The organism is Holophagales bacterium (genome assembly GCA_016719485.1).
Classification (GTDB): domain Bacteria; phylum Acidobacteriota; class Thermoanaerobaculia; order UBA5066; family UBA5066; genus UBA5066.
On the sequence record JADJZB010000023.1, the window covers coordinates 187540 to 207065 of the forward strand.

A 19526-nucleotide genomic window follows, 5' to 3' on the forward strand; every position below is an offset into this window, starting at 1 on the left:
CGTGCGACCTCCGGTGGCGAGTCTATCGGGCCGATCGGAGCGCGGAAGCGACCGTCTCGAGGCGCACGCCGCGCGACGCTTTGACCAGGACGACGTCTCCGGCCCGGACCAGGTCCAGGACGTGGGGGACCGCCTCCTCCCCGGAGGGGAAGAAGGACGCGGCGATGCCGGCGCCGGCGGCCGCGACGGCGAACCGCTCCGCCTCGCCGTTGACGGCGACGAGCGCGGCCGGACGCGCCGCAACGGCCGCGCGCGCCACCTCCTCGTGCTCCTCTGCGGCGAGGGGTCCCATCTCGCGCATCTCGCCGAGGACGACGACCAGGCGGCGGTCCAACGCGTCGGCCAGCTCGCGGGCGGTCTTCAGCGAAGACCGCGCCGAGCCGGTGTTCGAGTTGTAGGTGTCGTCGAGGAGGACCGTCCCGTCCGCGAGGGTCTCCACGGCGAACCGTCCGTCGCGGACCCGGCCGACGACCTGGAGCGCCTCGCGCAGCGCAGCCGGCGGTGCGGCGACGTCGAGGAGGGCCCGGACCGCGGCGAGCGCCGCGAGAGCGGCCAGTGTTCCCGCCTCGCCGGGAAGCGGGACCTCGTAGTCCACGGCCTCGCCGCCGTCGAAGGCGACCCGGACGCGGCTCCCGGCGAGGCCCAGGGGCTCGCGCGAGAGGGCGCGCAGGGTGCAGGTCTCTCCGAAGCCGTACAGGATGCGGCGGGCCGCCGGGGATCGCTCGATCTGCGCCACGACGCGCGGGTCGTCGCCGTTGCCCACGGCGCACCCTTCGAGCGGGAGCGCGGCGAAAAGGTCCCCCTCCTCTTCGGCCACGTCCTCGAGACTTCCGATCCCTTCCGTGTGCTCGGGGGCGATGAGGGTCAGGACGCCGACGTCGGGCCGGGCGATCGCCGCCAGCTTCGAGATCTCGCCCCGGTGGCTCGTGCCGATCTCCACGACGGCGAGGTGGTGGTGCTCGTCGAGGAGGAGGAGCGTCATCGGCAGGCCGATGTCGTTGTTCAGGTTGCCGGGCGTCGCATGGACCTCGCCCGGACGAAGGACGTCCAGGAGCGCCGCGATGGCCCGCGTCGTCGTCGTCTTCCCCGCCGAGCCGCCGACGGCGACGACCCTGCGGTTCCCGATGGCCGCCCAGCGGTCGCGGTGATGCCGGCCCAGCGCACCGAGGGCGGCGCGGGTGTCGGCGACGCGGACCACCGCGCCCGAAGGCGGCAGGTCGCCCGCCGCGGAGATGAGGACGCCGCCGGCCCCGGAGGCGGCCGCCTGAGGCAGGAAGCGGTGGCCGTCGAAGCTCTCTCCCCGGAGTGCGACGTAGAGGGACCCGGACGTGATCGTCCGGGTGTCGGTCGAGACCCCGACGAAGGGCCGGCCATCGCGCACGAGCATGCCGCCCGCGACCCTGGCGACCTCGGCGGGAGTGAAGGGAGCGGTGTTCGGGGGGATCGGTGTGGCCATGAAGGGCCGATGCTAACCTCGCGCGCCATGTCCGAACCCGGCCCCTCCCGCCAGCGCTTCGTAGACGCCGCCTTCGGCCGTCCCGTCGACCTGCCGCCCGTCTGGCTCATGCGCCAGGCCGGCCGTTACCTGCCCGAGTACCGCGAGGTGCGCAAGCGCCTCGCGTTCCTCGACCTCTGCGCCGACGTCCCTTCGGCCGTCGAGGTCTCGATGCAGCCGTTCCGGCGCTTCGGGATGGACGGGGTCATTCTCTTCTCCGACATCCTCATCCCTCTCCCGCCGATGGGAATCGAGGTGAGGCTCGACGAAGGGGGCCCGAAGCTCCCGACGCCGATCCGGACCGCCGCCCAGGTCGAGGCCCTCCGCGGCTTCGACCCGACCGTCGGCACCGGGTTCGTACCGGCGATCCTGCGCGAGCTGAAGAAGGAAGTCGCGGGCCGCGCGGCCGTCATCGGCTTCTGCGGCGCCCCCTGGACGCTCGCCACGTACGCGATCGAGGGCGGCGGGAGCAAGTCCTTCCAGAACACGAAGACGATGATGTGGCGAGAGCCGAAAGTCCTCGAAGCGCTGATGGCCAAGCTCGCCGACGCGGTCGGCGACTACCTCGCGGCCCAGATCGAAGCGGGCGCCGACGTCGTCCAGGTCTTCGACTCGTGGGCCGGTGAGCTCTCGCGCGCCGACTACGACCGGTTCGCGCGGCCGGCGACCGAGCGCCTGCTCGCGCGGCTGCCGAAGCGGGGCGAGGTTCCCGTCATCCACTTCGCCTCGGGCTCGGCGCACCTGATCGATTCCTACGCGCGCATGGACGCCGACGTCATCTCGGTCGACTGGAAGCTCCCGCTCGACGAGGCCCGCACCCGCGCCCGCGGCAAGGCCCTCCAGGGGAACGTCGATCCGGGCGTCCTGCTCGGCGCGCCCGACGACGTCCGCGCCGCCGTCGGCGCGGCGAAAGCGGCCGCCGGCCCCGGCGGCCACATCGTCAACCTCGGCCACGGCATCCTTCCCCCGACCCCTCCCGAGAACGTCGCCGCGTTCGTGGAGGCCGCCAGGAAGGGCTGACCTTCGGGACCCGGGTCAGCGAAACGGCTTGGGCAGGCTGGTCTGTGTCTCGGGAGGCTTGTCCACCCTTCTCGAGGCCGGGGCGGGTTCGGCCGGAGGACCCACGGCCCGGATCACAGGCTGCGGGACCCCTCCCCGCCGCGCCTCGCGCAGGGCCTTCTCGGCTTCCGCGGCGATGACGCGCATCGTCGGTGTGTTCGCACCGCCCCACACCGCGATCCCCGCAACGAGCTCCGCACGGCCGACGACGGCGGGTCCTCCCCTCGAATCGCGGCCGACGAGCCCTCCGGCCGCGAGATCCTCGGAATCGTAGAAATCGTCGATCGTCGATTCGAGTCCCTGCACGGCTCGAAGGACGATCTCGGAGGCCCGTTCGGGCGACATCAGCAGACTGAAATCGTCGGCCCCGTAGTGAGCGAGGAAGGAACCCGGCTCCTCGTAGGAGAGCGTCCTGAGAATGGCCCCCACGTGTGCGAGGAGCTTGTCGCCGCGGAGGAAACCGTACCTGTCGTTGAAGGGCCGGAATCTCAGCAGGTTCAGGCGCGCCAGCCCGAATGGCACCCGCCGGGCCAGCCGCCGGTCGACCTCGGCCTCCAGCCGTCCTCGTCCCGGGAGGTCGGTCAGGGGGTGGGTTTCCAGGCCATTCTCGATGTGGAGCCGGGCGAAAAGCGTCAGCAGGTCGTCGAACCTCACGAGCCCTCTGTAGGCCCTTCCCGGTCCGGTCACGACGATCGGCTCGAAGCGGCTGGCCCGCGGCCGCTTTGCGAGGAACGCCGCGACCTGCTCGAGCGGAGTCGTTTCGTCCACCTGATCCCAGGTGGTATCCGCGACCGCGGAGGCGACGGGGTCGGATTCCGAGGTTCCCGAAAGGAACGGGAAGGCCGTCGCGCGCGCCCGGCCGAGCAGGCCGATGGCGCGTCCCGAAAGGAGAATCGGGATGACGTCGAGATCGGGATCGGAACGGAAGCAGGCGTTGGCAGCCGACAGCGGCGCGTCGGAGGAGAGCGTTGGCCCCTGGGTGATGGCGGCGCCGGTCTCTCCACGCGCGTGGGCACCCCGGACCGAATCGACGGTCAGGTCTTCGGCGAGGAACGCCTCCTCGGGCGGCCCCGGACGGGCGAGAAGGTAGCCCTGGAGGAAGTCGACTCCCGCCCCGAGACAGGTCTCGAGATCCTCGGCCGTCTCGATCCCTTCCGCGACGACGCTGCAGTTGATCCGGTGACAGAGTGACACGACCGACTCGACCAGGATTCGCTTCCGGGCGTGGACGAAGATGTTCTCGATGAACACCCGGTCGAGCTTGACGAAATCGGGAGCGATGTCCGTGATCATCCGGAGGTTCGTGTACCCGGCACCGAAATCGTCGATCGCGACCCGGAAGCCTTCGCGCCGGTACGGCTCCAGTGCCCGGGCGAACGCCTGGAAATCGGCGATCCTGCTGATCTCGGGCAGCTCGAGAATGACCCGGGACGGCTGCCGTCCGTGCGACACGACTCTCTCCACGAGCCAGGAGACACCCAGCCGGGGGTCGGTGAGAAACGGCGCGAGAACGTTGAGGAAGATCAGGTACTGGCCCGCGAACGGCTCGGCGTCCCTGAAGACCCGGGCCGTGGCCGCGACTTCCAGCTCGGGGGCGAGCCCCAGGCGTATGGCCTCCGTGAACGCCTCGTAGGGCCCGGGGAAGCCGCTTCCGGGCGGGAGCCTGAGGAGGGCCTCGCACCCCTCGAGCTCGCCCGTCCGCGCCCTGAAGACGGGCTGGAAGGCCGTGGCCAGGATCTCCGGATTGCAGAGGGCCATCACGCGTTCCCGCGCGGCGTCTTCCTCCACGAGCGGCTTCGGCAGGCTGACCCAGGAGAAGGGCGGGCGGCTCTCGTCCGTCATCGCACCACACCTTTCGCGGCGCCAGGATCGCCGTGCCGCCATTCTAGGCCGCGGCGGCCCGGGCGGTGGCGAGGCAGACGCTCCGCGCCCCGGGGCCTTCACGTGTAATCTCCGCGCCGTGCCGCCGATCCCGATCCGCCTGCGTGGCGAAACGCTGCCGATGACGACGGAGCTCCTGGAGAAGTACAACGTCCAGGGGCCCCGCTACACCTCGTACCCCACCGCGCCGGAGTGGACCGACGCGATCGGCCCCGCCGATTTCGAGGCCGCCTGCGAGAGGGCGAACGCCGCGAATCGTCCGATCTCCCTCTACGTCCACCTCCCCTTCTGCGACGAGCAGTGCTGGTTCTGCGGCTGCTTCATGAAGGTCGTCCCGAAGCCCGAACGGCAGGGCGAGGAGCGCGGGGAGGTCGAGGGGTACCTCGCCGACCTCCACCGCGAGATCGACCTCCTCGCCGCCCGCGTCGACCGCTCCCGCCCCGTCGTCCAGCTCCACTGGGGAGGCGGGACGCCGACCTACCTGACGCCGAAGCAGGCCGACGCCCTCGCGGCCCACCTCGTCGACGCCTTCCGGCCGGCGCCGGGAGCCGAGATCTCCGTCGAGGTCGACCCCCGGGTCACGACGGCCGAGCACCTCGCCGTCCTCCGCCGCCACGGCTGGAACCGGGTCTCGATGGGAGTGCAGGACTTCGACCCCGAGGTCCAGGAGCTCGTGAACCGGGTCCAGCCCTTCGAGATGACGAAGGCGCTCGTCGACGCCGCCCGGGGCCTCGGCTACGAGTCGCTGAACCTCGACCTGATCTACGGCCTTCCCGGCCAGACGCTCGAGGGCTTCGCAAAGAGCGTCGACCAGGTCCTCACGCTCCGCCCCGACCGGCTCGCGGTCTACTCCTACGCCCACGTCCCCTGGCTGAAGAAGCCGCAGCGCGTCCTCGCCGCGCACCTCCCGGAGGGGACGGAGAAGTTCGCGATCTTCGTCTCGGGGATCGAGCGCTTCTCGGCGGCGGGGTACGTCTACATCGGGATGGACCACTTCGCCCTGCCTCACGACGAGATCGCCCGGGCGCAGGACGACCGGACCCTCTGGCGCAATTTCCAGGGCTACACGACGCATGCGGGCGTCGACCTCTACGCCCTCGGCGTCTCGGCCATCGCGCAGATCGACGACGTCTACGTCCAGAACACGAAGGACTACGCCGCGTACCACGCCGCCTGCGTCGAGGGGCGCCCGTCGACGATCAAGGGCTGGCGCCTGACGGAGGAAGACCACCTCCGCAGGACCGTCATCACGAACCTCCTCTGCCACTGCGTCATCAAGAAGCGCGAGGTGGAGGAGCTGTTCGGCCTCGCCTCCTTCGACGAGACGTTCGCGCGCGAGGTCGCCGCCCTCCCCTCCTTCGTCGAGGACGGCCTCGTCGAGCCGCGGACCGACGAGATCCGCGTGACGGCCCTCGGGCGGATCTTCATCCGGAACGTGGCGATGCTCTTCGACCCGTACCTCCTGAAGCGGCCGGCCGACCAGCCGAAGATCTTCTCCCGGACGCTCTGATGTCCGCCGGCAAGACCGGGATCCTCCTCGTCCAGCTCGGCGGACCGACGAAGCGGGAGGAGCTGAAGGGCTTCCTGTACCGCCTCTTCGCCGACCCGGAGGTCCTCGGCATCCCGTTCGCCCCGCTCCGGAAGGCGATCGCCTGGACGATCGCGACGACGCGCGCGCCCGAGTCGGCGAAGACCTACGAGAAGATCGGCTGGTCGCCGATCCGCTGCTGGACGGAGAAGTCGGCGATGCTTCTCGAGGCGGAGCTCGGCCCGACCTGGCCCGGGGAGCCGCCCATCGTCCGCTCGGCCATGACGTGCAGCGACCCGCTGGTGGAGGACGTCCTTCCCCAGCTCCGCGCCGCCGGCGTGACGCGCCTCTTCGTCCTGCCGCTCTACCCGCAGTACTCCGTCACGACGACGAAGGGCTCCTTCGCGCGGGTGGACGAGTCGCTCGAGAAGATGGGGTGGAGCCCCGCGCGGGTGAACGCCCCCGACGCCTGGTATTCCGAGCCCCGCTTCCTCGACGCCCACGCCGCGCGGATCGAGGCGGCGGCGGCCCTCCTCCCCGATCCCGATCCCGGCGCCACCGTCCTTCTCTACTCGGCGCACTCGCTCCCCGTCTCGACGATCGAGAAGCGGAAGGACCCCTACCCGAAGCAGATCGAGGCGACGTGCGCGCTGATCGACGAGCGCCTCGGCCGGCGCTTCCGCTCGCGCCTCGGGTATCAGTCGAAGCTCGGCCCGATCGCCTGGCTGGGCCCCTCGACGAACCAGATCCTCGCCGACCTCGCCCGCGAAGGGGCGAAGCAGGTTCTCGTCTGCCCCGTCGCGTTCGTCTCCGACCACGTCGAGACGCTCTACGAGATCCGGATGCTCTTCGCCGACGAGGCCCGGGCCCTCGGCATCCCGACCTACGCCGCCGTGGACGGGCTGAACGACCACCCCGCCTTCATCGGGGCGCTCGCCGACATCAGCCGGAAGGCCCTTCTCGGGCTGGGAGATCGTTGAGGAGGATCGTCATCCTGGGCGGCGGGACGAGCGGCCTCTCGCTCGCCTTCCTGAGGAACCAGAATCCGGCGCCCGGAGACGACATCCTCGTCCTCGAGGAAGGGCCGCAGCCCGGCGGGAGCCTCCGGACGCTGCGCGAGGAAGGGTTCGTCCTGGAGGCGGGTCCGCACACGCTCCGGACGACACCCGCCGCCGAACGCCTCGTCACCAGCCTCGACCTGGACGACGAGGTCCTCGTCGCCGACCCGCGGACCCCTCGCTGGATCGTGAGGGGCGGCAGGGCCCGGGCGGTCTCCCCCGGCCCCGCGGGACTCCTCTCGACGGCAATCCCGTTCGGAGCGAAGTTGCGCGCCCTGAAGGAGCCGTTCGTCGCCCCGCGTTCCGCCGAGCTCGACGACGAGTCGGTCCACGACTTCTTCTCCCGCCGGTTCGGTACCGGCTTTGCGCGTTTCGTCGGCGAGCCGGTCGCATCCGGAGTCTGGGCCGACGACCCGAAGACCCTCTCGGCGAGGAGCGCCTTCCCGCGTCTGTGGGAGGCGGAGTCGCGGTCGGGAAGCGTCGTGCGCGACTTCCTGAAGGGACCGGGGTCGCCCCGCCCGAGGTCGACCTCGAGGACCATCAATTTCCGTTCCGGCCTCGCGACTCTTGCCGAGCGGCTGGCTGCGAGGAGCCAGCGCGCCGGGGTGAGGGTCGAGCTGAACGCCGAGATCCTCGGGATCGAGGGGCCATGCGACGGCGAGGACGGTGGCGGCGTCTGGAGGGTCCAGATCGCCGACGGTACGGTCTATCCAGCCGACACGCTCGTCTCGACGCTCGACGCCAGGAGCTTCGCGTCGCTCCTCGAGACGCGCCTGCCACGGTCGGCGTCCCGCCTCTCGTCCGTGACCTACTCGCGCCTCGCCGTCGTCCTCCAGGCTTTCCGCCCCGAGCTCGCGAAGGCGGCCCCGCGCGGGTTCGGCGTCCTGGTCCCGCGCGGAGAGGGGTTCAGGTCGCTCGGGGTCCTCTACCTTTCCTCGCTTTTCCCGCAGCGCGTGCCGGAGGGCTTCGCGCTGACGACCTCGTTCTTCGGGGGCGCGCTCGACCCCTCCGCTCCCGACCTGACGGAAGGCGACCTCCTGAAGGTGGCCGAGGCCGAGGTGCGCATGCTCCACCCCGCGATCGGTCCGCGCGTCCACGAGCGCGTCCTGAAGTGGCCCGCCGCCCTTCCGCGCCTCCCCGTCGGCCACCACGCGACCCTCGACCTCCTCGCACAGGACCTCGCCGCGATCAACGCCGGGAGCGAACGCCCGCGCCTCGTCGTCACGGGCTCCTGGCGTGACGGGGTCGGGCTCGGCGAGCGGATCACCCGCGCCGAGGAGCTCGCTCCCACGCTCTGACCCCGGAGGCCCCATGCGCCACCTCCCCGTAGCCAAGACGCTCCTTCTCGCGGCCCTTCTCGGCGCGGCCGGTTTCGTCGCCCGCGCCCTGCCGGAGCGCGAGGTCCGCCTCCTGCCGGCGCGTGCGGAGCACGAGGAGGGCCGCTTCAAGCGGGCGCGGGGGCTCGGGTCTGTCCTCGCTCGCGCCTCCACCGGCCGCGAGCCGCTCGCCCCGGAGGGTGCCGGGCGGGGCTACGACGTCCTCACGTACGATCTCGCGCTCGACCTGGACCCGTCCGTCGTCGCCGTCGAGGGGCGGGTCACCGTCCGGCTCTCCTCGCTCCGGAGCGGCCTTTCCGAGGTCCGGCTGGACCTCGACGACGCGATGACGGTGCGGTCCGTCGAACGCGACGGCCGGCCGCTCGGCTCCTACTCCGCGTCCGCCGACGTCCTCCGGATCCCGCTCGACCCGCCGCTCGGCTCCGAGGAGCGGACGACGCTCGTGGTCCGCTGGGGCGGTACGCCGCTCGCGGGCGGGGCGCTCTCCTTCTGGACGGCTCCTTCGAGCGGTCCATCCGTCTCCTCCCTCGCCGAGCCTTTCGACGCCCGGACGTTCTGGCCGTGTGTCGACGACCCGGCCGACAAGGCCGTGACGACGGTCGCCGTGACCGTCCCCGAGGGCTACGTCGCCGCCTCGGCAGGCCTCGGCGCCTCCGCGCCGGCGGCCGAGCCCGGGAAGGTGACGTGGACGTGGAGGCTCCTCCAGCCGATCCCGACCTACCTCGTCTCCGTCGCCGTCGCGCGCTTCGAGACGATCGTGGCCGAGTACCGATCCCTCGACGGCACGCGGACGATGCCCGTCGTCGGCTACGTCGTCCCCGAACACGCCGCCATCAACCGGGGCCGGGTACTCTCCATGGTCGGGCACCTCGAGGTCCTTTCCTCCCTCTTCGGCGAGTATCCGTACCTCGACACGAAGTACGGGATCGCCGAAGGGAGCTTCTCGGGAGGAATGGAGCACCCGACGATCACCCTCATCGGCGCCTCGCTCCTCGGAAATCCCTCGCGCGACCTGACGAGTCTCCTCGTCCACGAGGCGGCCCACCAGTGGTGGGGCGACGAGGTGACGATGCGGACGTGGGACGACATCTGGCTCAACGAGGGGTTCGCCACCTACTCCGAAGTCCTCTATTACGAGCGCACGTCGTCCCTCGCCCCCGGGCGCCTCCTGACGACGCGCTACGACGACGGCCTCTACGCCGGCCAGCTCGGGCCCAGGGTGGTCGCTCCCGCCGACGACCCGTTCCGATTCACGGGCGCCATCTACGAGAAGGGCGCCTGGGTCCTCCACATGCTCCGCCGCGTCGTCGGCGAGGAGACGTTCTTCACCGCCGTACGCGAGTACCGGAGGCGCCACGAGCGGGGCAACGCGACGCGCGACGACCTCCGCGCCGTCTTCGAGGAGCTCTCGGGCCGGGACCTGAAGCAGTTCTTCGATCAGTGGGTCGAGACGCCGTACCGGCCCGTCCTTCGCGCCTCCTGGCGCAACGTCGCCGGCGGAAAGGTGGAGGTGACGGTCCGGCAGACCCAGGGGCACACCGTCGTCCACCCGGCGACGGAGGCAGGAGACGCGCCCCACTACCGTTTTCCGCTCGTCCTCCGCGTCTTCTCCGCCACCTCGGCCGCGACGACGGCCGTCGTCGACGTGACGAGTGCGCTGCAGACGTTCACCCTCGCTGCGCCCGGCGGAGCACCGGCCGTTTCGCTGGTGCTCGACCCCGAGGGGGATCTCCTGAAAATCGTGGAGGCCATCGGCCCGGCCTCCTGAGGGAGCACTCCTACCGGCTGCTCTTTCCCGGAGCCGTCGCGGCGGAGGATTTCCGGCCGGGGACCAGCGCGTCCAGGATGTCCCTGGCCGCAGCGGCGGCATTCGTCGGGAGCCCCTCGCCGGAACCGGGCCACTCGCCCCACTTCAGCTTGACGCCCAGCTTCTCCATGTTCTCCCGGCCGCGCTGCATCGCCTTGTAGAGCTCGGGAGGAGCCCCCGACGCGACTCCGAGAAAAACTGGAACACCCCTGAGCCCCGTGACGGACGCTGCGCCTCCCGGGCCCGGGTCGAAGATCCCGCCGATCGAACCGACCGCCGAGAAAAGGCCTGGAGTCCTCGCCGCGACCTCGAGGCCCAGCTTGCCCCCCCGGCCCGCGCCGACGACGATGACCGGAATCGGAACGTTCCCCGCCCGGCGACGCGATTCGCCCACCGCGCGCTTCAGGGCGTCGAGGGCGCGGTCGGGGGAGCCCCAGCCGAAACGCTTCATTCCCGAACGGGTCGGTCCGCGCGGAGCGGCCACCAGGAGACCCCGGGCCTTCGCCTCGCCCATGAACGGGCCGGCGACGGACATCGGATCGGAGTTGACCTCGTGGAGGAGGATCAGGATCGCCTTCGGCGCCCCCCCGGGGGAGACGAAGAGCCCCTCCGAGACGACCGCGGCGTCTCCCGCGGCCCGGTTCTTCCTCGCTCCTGCGACGATCCGGGCGAACTCCGGCCTGTTCCTCAGCGAAGCGAGATCGGAGTCCTTCGCGAGAGTCGCCTCCTCGTCGAATCCGGCCGCGATGGCGCGGTCGAGCTGACGGAACGCCGCGTCGGCCTTCCCCTCGCGCGCGTCGAGGCAGGCGAGGTTGTAGGGCGCCGTCGGGAGCTCTCCCAGCTTCCACGACTCCTCGAAGAACTCCCGGGCCTTGCCGAGCTCCTTCTTCTCGACGGCGGCGACGCCGAGCCGCTCCATCTGCCACGGGTCCTTCGAAACTCCGTCGAGGTCCCGCGCATTCTGGATCTGCGCCTTGACCGCGCCCGGTGGCGCCTGCGGGCTCGTGCCGACGACGGCGCCGCCGGAACCGGAGCGGGCGGTGGGGGCGGGCCGGGCCGACTGGGCCGCCGCGGGGAGGGTGAACGTCGCGAGAAGCAGCGCCAGGGGGGCGCGAAGAGACGCCTTCATGGCGGCGGATTGTAGTCGCGCCTCTCCCGGACACCCCGGAGGGCCGCGGAAAGGCACCTTTCATGGGGCGGCGGGAGGGCACGGGCTACAATCCCTCCGGATGTCCTCTTCTCCGCCGGGCACCGGCGACTACCTCAGCGACGTCTTCTTCTCCGACCTGCCCCTCCCGCATGCCGTCCGGGCAGGCATTGCCGCCTGCGGATTCGTCCGTGCGACGCCCGTCCAGGCCGCGACCCTCCCCCTGCTGCTGGCCGGCCGGGACGTGGCCGCCCAGGCTCAGACCGGCACCGGAAAGACGGCGGCGTACCTCGTCTCCATCCTCACCCGGCTTCTCGAGGCGCCGTCTCCCGCGACGCGAAAGCCGGGGGCCCCCCGCGCCCTCATCGTCGCCCCGACGCGCGAGCTGGCCGTCCAGATCGAGCACGACGCCCTCCTCCTCTCGCAGTTCGTCAAGCCCCGCATCGTGACCGTCTACGGCGGCCTCGACTACGCCCGGCAGCGGACCCTGCTCCGGGACGGTTGCGACATCCTGATCGGGACCCCGGGACGACTGCTCGACTACGAGGGGCAGGGCGCGACGTCCTTCGGCTCGGTGGAGTGCCTCGTCATCGACGAGTGCGACCGCCTCTTCGACCTCGGCTTCCTCCCCGACCTGCTCCGCATCCTCCGGCGCTGCCCGCCTCCCAGGCGCCGCCGCTCGATGATGTTCTCGGCGACCCTCTCCTGGCGCGTCATGGAGCTCGCCTGGGAGCACATGAACGAGGCCGAGCGGATCGAGATCGCTTCCGAGAGGGTGACGGCGGACCGCGTCGTCCAGAGCCTCTTCCACGTCGGGAACGCGGAGAAGCTCTCCCTCCTCGTCGGCATCCTCAAGCGGGAAGGCGACGCGACGCGGACGATGCTCTTCGTCAACACGAAGCGCTTCGCCGAGAGGCTCGTCGACCGTCTCGAACGGCACGGGTTCCGCTGCGGGGCGATCTCGGGCGACATCCCCCAGGCCAGGCGGCTGAAGATCCTCGCCGACTTCAAGGCCGGCAGGCTCCCGATCCTCGTCGCGACCGACGTCGCCTCCCGCGGCCTCCACATCGATGGCGTCACGCACGTCATCAACGTGGATCTCCCGATGGACCCGGAGGACTACGTCCACCGGATCGGCCGGACCGCGCGAGCGGGCCACTCGGGCCGGGCGATCTCCCTGGCCTGCGAGGACTACGTCCAGTCCCTTTCGTCGATCGAGAAGCTGATCGGGATGAAGATCCCCGTCGAGCACGCCGAAGACGCGCTCTTCACCCGGCGACCGCCGCCCCTGCGCGAGCCGGTCCGGATCTCGGGCGGGCCCCGTCACGCGGCGCCCGACGTCCGCGACGAAGACGAGGTCCCGGAGATCCCGGCACCGCCGGCCCCTCCTCCGCCCCCTTCCCGAGCCCCACGGCCGCCACAGGCCCCGCGCCCCGCGGCCACACTGCAGCCCGAACCGCCGGGAGCGCTACCTCCGCCGCCTCCCGCGCCCCCCCTGCCTCCTCCGGCGCCTTCGCCCGCCGCGGTCGATGCGGCTGTCGTTCCCGCGCCGGTCCTGGCGACGGAACCTCGGGAAGAGACGCCGGAGTCGTCCGCTGTGGCAGCGGAGGGACCCGTCGACTTCTGGACGCGCGAGGCGTTCGGGCTCGAGATCCCGGAGGAAGGCTTCGGCGTCGCCGATTCCCCTGCGGCCCCGGGCGACCCGGCCCGCAGGAAGCGCCGTCGCCGGCGCCGTCCCGCCGCGTCCGCTGCGACGCCCGTCGTCCCCTGACGGCCCCTTCCTGCGGCTTATCATTCCTCCACCGGGAGGAGTGCCATGCCGTACGCCGGAGTCCGGGGTCAGCGGTTCTACTACGAGGTCGGGGGCGAGGGAGAGTTCGTCCTCCTCCTGCACGGGGCTCTCGCCAGCGCCGACATCATGGAAGCTCCCGCGACCGGGCTGGCGTCGGGGTTCCGGGCGGCACGACTCGACCGGCGCGGCTGCGGCCGGACGACGCCGCCGACCGACGGCCCCGTCCCGCTCCACGAGGAAGCCGACGACATCCTCGCCCTCCTCGACTGGTTCTCGATCGAGAAGACCCACTTCCTGGCGCACGACGAAGGGGCCGAGGTCGCACTGGAGTTCGCCCTCAGGAACCCCGGCCGGACCGGGTCGCTCGCGCTCATGGCGCCGTCGCTCGAGGGTTTCTCCCTCAGCCCCGAGGCCGCGGTGGTGGCGGCCGACCTCCGGGCCGCGCTGAGAGCCGACGTCACGAAGGCGCTCGACGAGAAGCTCTTTCCCTCGGCGATCTTCGACGCGGCCCGCGAACGGGAAGGGATCTTCGAGCGGATCGAGGACATCTTCCGGCGCTACCCGCAGAGCCCCGGCCGCCTCGACCGGATCCCGCGCGCCGGGGCCGCCCTCGCGGGCCGCCTCGGCGCCGTCTCCGCCCGCACGTTCGTCCTCGTCGGCGAGCGCGACCAGGACGACCGGGTCCGCTGCGCGAAAGCGATCGCCGCCGGCATCCCGGGAGCCGAGCTCGCGGTCATTCCCGAGGCCTCGCGCTTCCTGCACATCGAGGAGAGCCGGGTGGTCATGCGCAGGCTCACGGACTTCTTCCTTCCCGAGCCCGAGTTCGAGCGCTGACCCGTTCTCGAACGGAAACGGGGGCCTCGCGGCCCCCGTTTCGCGCGATCCCCGGACGCAGGCGTCAGGCGATCGACTTGAGGAACTCGGCGTTCAGCTTCGTCCGCGTCAGCTTCGAGAGGAGGAGGTCCATCGCGTCGATCGGCTTGACCGAGGCGAGGGCGCGGCGGAGCTTGTGGATCTTCGGCAGCTCGTCGGCCGTGTAGAGCTTCTCTTCCTTGCGCGTCCCGGAGGCCGGGATGTTGATGCACGGGAAGATGCGCCGGTCGAAGAGCCCGCGGTCGAGGATGATCTCGCAGTTCCCCGTCCCCTTGAACTCCTCGAAGATGACGTCGTCCATCCGGCTGCCGGTGTCGACGAGACACGTCGCGACGATCGTCAGCGAGCCGCCGTCCTCGTGGTTGCGGGCGCCACCGAAGAAGCGCCGCGGCTTCTCCATCGTCCGCGCGTCGATGCCCCCGGAGAGGATCTTGCCGCTCCCGCGCTGCTCGTTGTTGTAGGCGCGGCTCATCCGCGTCAGCGAGTCGCAGAAGATGACGACGTCCTTGCCGATCTCGACGAGCCGCTTGGCCCTCTCGAACGTCGCCTCGGCGACGGCGATGTGGTGGGCGGCGGTCATGTCGGCCGAGGACGCGATGACCTGCCCGGTGATCGACCGCTGCATGTCGGTCACTTCCTCGGGCCGCTCGTCGACGAGGAGCATGAGGAGGACGACGTCGGGGTCGTTCTTGGCGATGGCGTTCGCCATCGTCTTGAGGAGGAACGTCTTTCCGGCCTTCGGCGGGGCGACGATGAGGCAGCGCTGTCCGCGGCCGATCGGAACGACGAGGTCGAGGACGCGTCCCGAGTTCTCGTCGGGCCCCGTCTCCATCCTCAGCCGGCGGTTCGGGTCGATGGAGACTCCCTTGTGGAACTGGATGTACCTCGCCCGGTACTCGGCAGGTGTCATCCCTTCGATCGAGACGATCTTCTGGACCATCGGCCCCTTGGGTCCGCGGGCGACCGCCTCGGCCTCGATGAGGAGTCCGTCCTCGAGGTCTTCCGCCTCGACGAGGTACTTCGGGAGGAACGGATCCCCCTTTTCGGCGTAGAAGGTCTCCGACGAAACGACGAGGCCCGAATGGTCGCCGTGGAGCTTGACGAGACCTCGGATCGTGACCGCGGGCGCCGCCTGCGGAGCACTCTCGCGGCGCGGGGCACCCTCGCTCGAGGGCTCGGCTCCCGCCGGCGCGTCCGCACCCGCCGGGCCCTTGGTCCTGCCGCGCCGCCGTCGGCGGCGCCGCCGGCGGCGGGAGGGCTCACCGGGAGCGTCGGTTCCCTCGACGGGAGAGGCCTCGGCGTCGCCGTCGCCATCTCCCGCACCGTCCCCCTCGTCGTCGGGGCCCTCAGGGAAGTCCTCGACGGCGGTGTTCTCGATGGGCGGCAGAACCGCTTCTTCGCGCTCTTTCGGATCGAACTCGTCCAAGCTGACCTCCGGAACGGGCCATCCGTGGCCGCTCCGATTCCTGTGGGTCGCCCGCGCGGGCACTGCGGCCCAGGCGAACGGCACCATGCCATTTCAGGTCCGAGGGGGAGGGCGGGTCGTGATCCTCGCGTCTCCCTCGCCCGGCGCCCCGTTCGCGCCTCCCGCTTCTGCGGGGCCGCGCCGCGCCGGACCAGACAACCCACATGCTAATCCCGAATCGAATCCGCCGTCAATGCGACCTTCTCAGGGCTTCCCCGGCAGGGGAGGCGGTCCGGTGCGCTCAGGCAGGTTCGTGACACCGGGGGCCCAGAGGCCGGGAACCGGCGCGTGACACGCCGGGCAGGCGCCGTCCGCGCCGATCCGGCACTCCCGGACCCGAAAACCGCGCCTTTCGACGAGGGTCTCCCGGCACGCCGGACAGAACGTCGCCTCGCCGCTTCCGACCTGGCCCGGCAGGTTCCCCGTGTAGACGTACCGGAGCCCCTCTTCACGGCCTATGTCCGCCGCCCTGAGGAGCGTGCGAACCGGAGTCGGGGGCGTGTCGGCCATCCGGTAGTCGGGATGGAACGCCGTGACGTGCCAGGGCAGGTCGGGAGAGAGCGAGCGGAGGAAGCGGGCCGCGTCCCGCAGTTCCGCGTCCGAATCGTTGTGACCGGGGACGACGAGCGTCACGACCTCGACCCAGAAACCTCTCTGAACGAGGCCCGACAGCGCTTCGAGAACGACGGAGAGCCGCCCCCCGACCCTCCGGTAGCCCTCCTCGCTCATGCCCTTCAGGTCGACCTTGTACGCGTCGACGACGGGCCGGAGGAAGTCGAGCACCTCTGGCGTCGCGTTCCCGTTCGAGACGAAGCTCGTCAGCAGGCCGGCCTCGTGCGCCCGGGCGAAGACCGCCCCCGCCCACTCGGCCGTGATGAGGGGCTCGTTGTAGGTCGAGGTCACCATCGCGGCGCCCTCGGCCAGGGCGGAGGCCACGATGTCTTCCGGGGTCGCGGGGCGCTCTCTCGCCCAGGCGTCGGCCCGCGGGTCGCGCACCGTCTGGCTGATCTCCCAGTTCTGGCAGAACGGGCACTTGAAATCGCAACCGAGCATCCCGAAGGAGAGCGCGCTTGCACCCGGGCGGACGTGAAAGAACGGCTTCTTCTCGATCGGATCGGCCGCCAAAGACGCCACGTATCCCCATGGGACCCGGAGCTCTCCGTCCCTCACGAACCGGACGCGGCAGACCCCTTCCTTCCCCTCTCCGAGGAGGCATCGGTGCCCGCAGGCGAGGCAGCGGACCTTCTCCCCCTCCTCGCGCGCGAGCGAGCCCTTCGCCGTCAGCGCGGCCAGGCGCTCACGGACCGTCACGGCGGGCGCCATGGCGGCCATGATAGGCCCGTCGGGGCACAGGAACGGATCGTGCATCCCTGCCGGTAGAATGCGCCGCGTGACACGATTCTTCCGGCTTGCCGCGCTCGCCGTCGCCACGGCCACGTTCCCGGGCACGGTGTTGGCCCAGACGCCCACCCCGACGCCGACGCCGACCGAGACGCCGACTCCCACGCCGACTCCCACGCCCACCCCGACCCTGACTCCGGCCGTACCGATGCCGGCAGCGGCCGGCAGTCTCGGCATCCCGAACGGCGGCCGCTACGATGCCTCCAACCTGATCCTCGAGGACGACGGCACGATCTGGACCGCGTCGGCGGGCGAGAACGTCATCGCCCGGATCTCCGGGGACGAGAAGAAGGTCAGGAAGTGGACGATGCCGCGCGACGCGGCGCCGGGCCACCTCCTGAAGGAGCCCGACGGGACCTTCTGGGTTGCCCAGCTCGGAGGCTTCAAGGTCTCCCGCTTCGATCCCGCCACCGCAGAGCTCACGGAGTGGCCCGACGCGGCGCGACGGCCCACCGCCTTCGTGAAGAAGGCCGACGGGACGCTGTGGCTCCCGGAGACGAACGGCACACTCACGACGTTCTTCCCGGCGACCGGCACGTTCGTCTACAGGCGTTCGACCGATCTGGAGAAACCGATCTCCAGCCTCACGTACCCGTTTCTCGACTCCGACGGGTCGATATGGAGCGCGGACTTCCTGCGCGGCAACCTCCTCCGGTTCTCTCCGGACGGCGCGACGGCCACGCGCTGGATACTCCCGAATGCCTTCTCGCAGCCCTCCAAGATCATCCGGGGCCCGGACGGCGCCCTCTGGATCTCCCTCTACAACGCCTCGCAGCTGGCACGTTTCGACCCCGCGACCGCCGAGCTGAAGACGTTCAACGTCGGCGTCTTCGTCCTGCCTTTCGACCTGAAGGTCTACAAGGACAGGATCGCCTACACCGAGCAGCAGGGGGGCGAGGTCGGGGTCTTCGACCCCCGCGGCGTCACACCTGCGGACACGAAGACGCTCGAGCCCGTCGAGATCCCCCTCACGAGCACGACCGAGACCGTCAATCCGGTGAAGACCACGCTCGTCACGATCGAGCTGGACGTCTCCCCCGGTAACCCCGTCGTCGTCGAAGGTGCCGGCATCCCCGGCCTCGCACGGTACCCCGCCGTCGGCGGCGCGGCTTACGCGCTCGTCGTCGACGAGAGGAGGAAGCGCTTCCTCGTCGGCGGCCCGGGCGAGATCGTCGAGGTCCTGCCGCCCCTTCCGGTGACGGTGGACGACCACCTCTACCCGGCCGCGGCCTCGATCGGCGGGAGGGACGGAAGGCGATGGGCGACGCAGACCGTCGCCTGGAACCGCGGGACGGCCGACACGGCGGGCGCCACCGTCGACGCGATCGTCAACGTGCGGCTCCTGCCGACCGACTGGATCGTGGGCCTGTCGCCCACGACGACCCTCACCGTGGGCGCCGGGAAGCTCGTCTCCCAGGACGACCCGATCGGGACCGTCATGGGCGGCACGGACACGTCGGGCGCCCTCCGCTTCACCTCGGCTGCCACCGCGACGAAGTTCGCCGACTTCTACTCGTGGATCCGCGTCTACCGGACCCGCTCGGACGGCGGGACTTACGGGTTCGCGCGGAACACCGTCAAGGGAGGCCAGGCCATCGGCACGGGCGAGACGGGCTTCCTCGTCACGCCTCACGACGCCGCGGGCCAGCGCACGAATGCCGGACTCTTCGTCGTCGAGGCCGGGACGGGGACCGTCTCGATCGTCGACGCGTCCGGAAAGCTCGTCGGAGGCCCGTTCGCCTACGACTGGCCCGCGGGATACCACCTGCAGGGCTCGACGATCTTCGACGCCTTCGGCATCCCGCCCTCGCCGTCTGCGCGCGTCGTCTTCAGCGTCACGACGGGGAAGGTTCTCCCCTTCGGAACCGCCATCGACTCGGCCTCGGGCGATCCGGTCGACCTTCCGTTCTTCGGCCCGCGGAGCACGGCGCAGTTCCAGTGGATCCTCGGCGCCGAGCGGGGCGGCGGTACGCTCGGCGCGAGCTCGAGGACCGACCTGCAGCTCTTCAACGGGGCCACGGCCGATGCGACGGTCACCATCGGCTTCCGCGCGGCGCGCCTCGCGTCGGAAAGCCCGCTCGCCGCCCCGGCTCCTTCCGTGACGCTCACGGTCCCGGCAGGAAAGGTCGTCACACTGACCGACGTCGTCAAGGAGGCATTCGGCCTGACCGGCGTTGCGGGAAGCATGGACATCGCTTCCGACCCACCCGTCTTTGCGTTCGCGCGGGTGACGGCCGAGGATGCCGGCGGCGGCCGTCACGGCTACGGCCTTCCCGGGCTGCTCGGCGATGCTGCGCCCGCGGCGGGCTCCCGCGGGGTCTTCATCCAGGCCGCGGACGCGGGCTGGGACGTCCTGGAGTCCGAGCTGCAGGTCACGAACCCGACGGATGCTCCGGCGACCGTGACCGTCCGGGCCTTCGACGCCGCAGGGGTCGCGGCCGGAACGCCCCTCTCTCTGGCCGTCGGGCCCAAGGAGGTCGTCCGGGTCCCCTCGGCCTTCTACACTGTCGCGGGTTTCGCGACCCTGGTCGGGCGTCTCGAGGTCGTGCCTGCAGAGGGCTCGCAACCGGTCTTCGCGACTCTCGTGAGGCAGGACAGGAAGACCGGAGACGCGGACGCCATCGTGCCCTACATCGTCCCCAACTGAGCCCAGAGCAGGCCGGCGCGTTCGACCGTCCGCAAG

13 protein-coding genes are annotated in these 19526 nt (G+C 71.1%); 8 read left to right on the top strand and 5 right to left on the bottom strand.

Features of this window, described 5'->3' with window-relative positions; all coding sequences use genetic code 11:
- Positions 1-22: 22 nt before the first annotated feature.
- A complete protein-coding gene (locus IPN03_16480; protein ID MBK9375268.1) occupies positions 23-1456 on the bottom strand; it encodes a UDP-N-acetylmuramoyl-tripeptide--D-alanyl-D-alanine ligase in 1434 nt (477 codons plus the stop codon).
- 27 nt (positions 1457-1483) lie between these two features.
- On the opposite strand from IPN03_16480, the gene hemE reads away from it, so the two are divergent.
- Entirely contained in the window at positions 1484-2515 is a 1032-nt protein-coding gene (gene hemE / locus IPN03_16485) for a uroporphyrinogen decarboxylase (GenBank protein ID MBK9375269.1), read from the top strand.
- A 15-nt stretch (positions 2516-2530) separates the two neighbouring features.
- Here hemE and IPN03_16490 read toward each other — a convergent pair whose 3' ends face one another.
- Complete coding sequence (locus tag IPN03_16490) at positions 2531-4396, bottom strand: GGDEF domain-containing protein (protein MBK9375270.1); 1866 nt, start codon at positions 4394-4396, stop codon at positions 2531-2533.
- Between the two features lie 154 nt (positions 4397-4550).
- Between IPN03_16490 and hemN the strand changes: the two genes are divergently transcribed.
- The 4 genes from hemN to IPN03_16510 are packed head-to-tail and all read left to right on the top strand — an operon-like array spanning position 4551 to position 10126.
- Entirely contained in the window at positions 4551-5945 is a 1395-nt protein-coding gene (gene hemN / locus IPN03_16495; protein ID MBK9375271.1) for an oxygen-independent coproporphyrinogen III oxidase, read from the top strand.
- On the top strand, positions 5945-6943 hold the full coding sequence (gene hemH / locus IPN03_16500) for a ferrochelatase (protein MBK9375272.1): 999 nt from the start codon (positions 5945-5947) through the stop codon (positions 6941-6943). The genes hemN and hemH overlap by 1 nt, the downstream gene beginning before the upstream one ends.
- Positions 6940-8319, top strand: coding sequence for a protoporphyrinogen oxidase (hemG, locus tag IPN03_16505; GenBank protein ID MBK9375273.1), 1380 nt, complete (start codon positions 6940-6942; stop codon positions 8317-8319). Before hemH ends, hemG begins: the two co-directional genes overlap by 4 nt.
- 13 nt (positions 8320-8332) lie before the next feature.
- Positions 8333-10126 carry a hypothetical protein gene (locus tag IPN03_16510; GenBank protein ID MBK9375274.1) on the top strand — a complete coding sequence of 598 codons (1794 nt, stop codon included), beginning with the start codon at positions 8333-8335 and terminating at the stop codon, positions 10124-10126.
- Between the two features lie 10 nt (positions 10127-10136).
- Here the strand turns inward: IPN03_16510 and IPN03_16515 are convergent, their stop codons facing one another.
- Positions 10137-11294 (bottom strand): hypothetical protein, encoded by a 1158-nt coding sequence (locus tag IPN03_16515; GenBank protein ID MBK9375275.1) that lies wholly within the window; start codon positions 11292-11294, stop codon positions 10137-10139.
- Between the two features lie 100 nt (positions 11295-11394).
- Between IPN03_16515 and IPN03_16520 the strand changes: the two genes are divergently transcribed.
- The gene (locus IPN03_16520; protein MBK9375276.1) at positions 11395-13083 is read left to right on the top strand and encodes a DEAD/DEAH box helicase; all 1689 of its coding nucleotides are present in this window, start codon (positions 11395-11397) and stop codon (positions 13081-13083) included.
- Positions 13084-13128: 45 nt separating this feature from the next.
- Complete coding sequence (locus IPN03_16525; protein ID MBK9375277.1) at positions 13129-13938, top strand: alpha/beta hydrolase; 810 nt, start codon at positions 13129-13131, stop codon at positions 13936-13938.
- 64 nt (positions 13939-14002) lie between these two features.
- On the opposite strand, the gene rho is transcribed toward IPN03_16525, so the two are convergent.
- Positions 14003-15403, bottom strand: coding sequence for a transcription termination factor Rho (gene rho / locus IPN03_16530; protein ID MBK9375278.1), 1401 nt, complete (start codon positions 15401-15403; stop codon positions 14003-14005).
- A gap of 243 nt (positions 15404-15646) precedes the next feature.
- Positions 15647-16765, bottom strand: coding sequence for an AmmeMemoRadiSam system radical SAM enzyme (amrS, locus tag IPN03_16535; protein ID MBK9375279.1), 1119 nt, complete (start codon positions 16763-16765; stop codon positions 15647-15649).
- Positions 16766-16832: 67 nt separating this feature from the next.
- Here amrS and IPN03_16540 point away from each other — a divergent pair, with 67 nt between their 5' ends.
- On the top strand, positions 16833-19490 hold the full coding sequence (locus IPN03_16540; GenBank protein ID MBK9375280.1) for a hypothetical protein: 2658 nt from the start codon (positions 16833-16835) through the stop codon (positions 19488-19490).
- The last annotated feature ends 36 nt before the right edge of the window (positions 19491-19526 follow it).

Coding starts and splice junctions, on each gene's coding strand:
- IPN03_16520 (MBK9375276.1), top strand. CDS start 11,395: ATGTCCTCTTCTCCGCCGGGCACCGGCGACTACCTCAGCGACGTCTTC.
- IPN03_16480 (MBK9375268.1), bottom strand. CDS start 1,456: ATGGCCACACCGATCCCCCCGAACACCGCTCCCTTCACTCCCGCCGAG.
- IPN03_16525 (MBK9375277.1), top strand. CDS start 13,129: ATGCCGTACGCCGGAGTCCGGGGTCAGCGGTTCTACTACGAGGTCGGG.
- hemH (MBK9375272.1), top strand. CDS start 5,945: ATGTCCGCCGGCAAGACCGGGATCCTCCTCGTCCAGCTCGGCGGACCG.
- IPN03_16515 (MBK9375275.1), bottom strand. CDS start 11,294: ATGAAGGCGTCTCTTCGCGCCCCCCTGGCGCTGCTTCTCGCGACGTTC.
- hemE (MBK9375269.1), top strand. CDS start 1,484: ATGTCCGAACCCGGCCCCTCCCGCCAGCGCTTCGTAGACGCCGCCTTC.
- amrS (MBK9375279.1), bottom strand. CDS start 16,765: ATGGCGCCCGCCGTGACGGTCCGTGAGCGCCTGGCCGCGCTGACGGCG.
- IPN03_16510 (MBK9375274.1), top strand. CDS start 8,333: ATGCGCCACCTCCCCGTAGCCAAGACGCTCCTTCTCGCGGCCCTTCTC.
- IPN03_16490 (MBK9375270.1), bottom strand. CDS start 4,396: ATGACGGACGAGAGCCGCCCGCCCTTCTCCTGGGTCAGCCTGCCGAAG.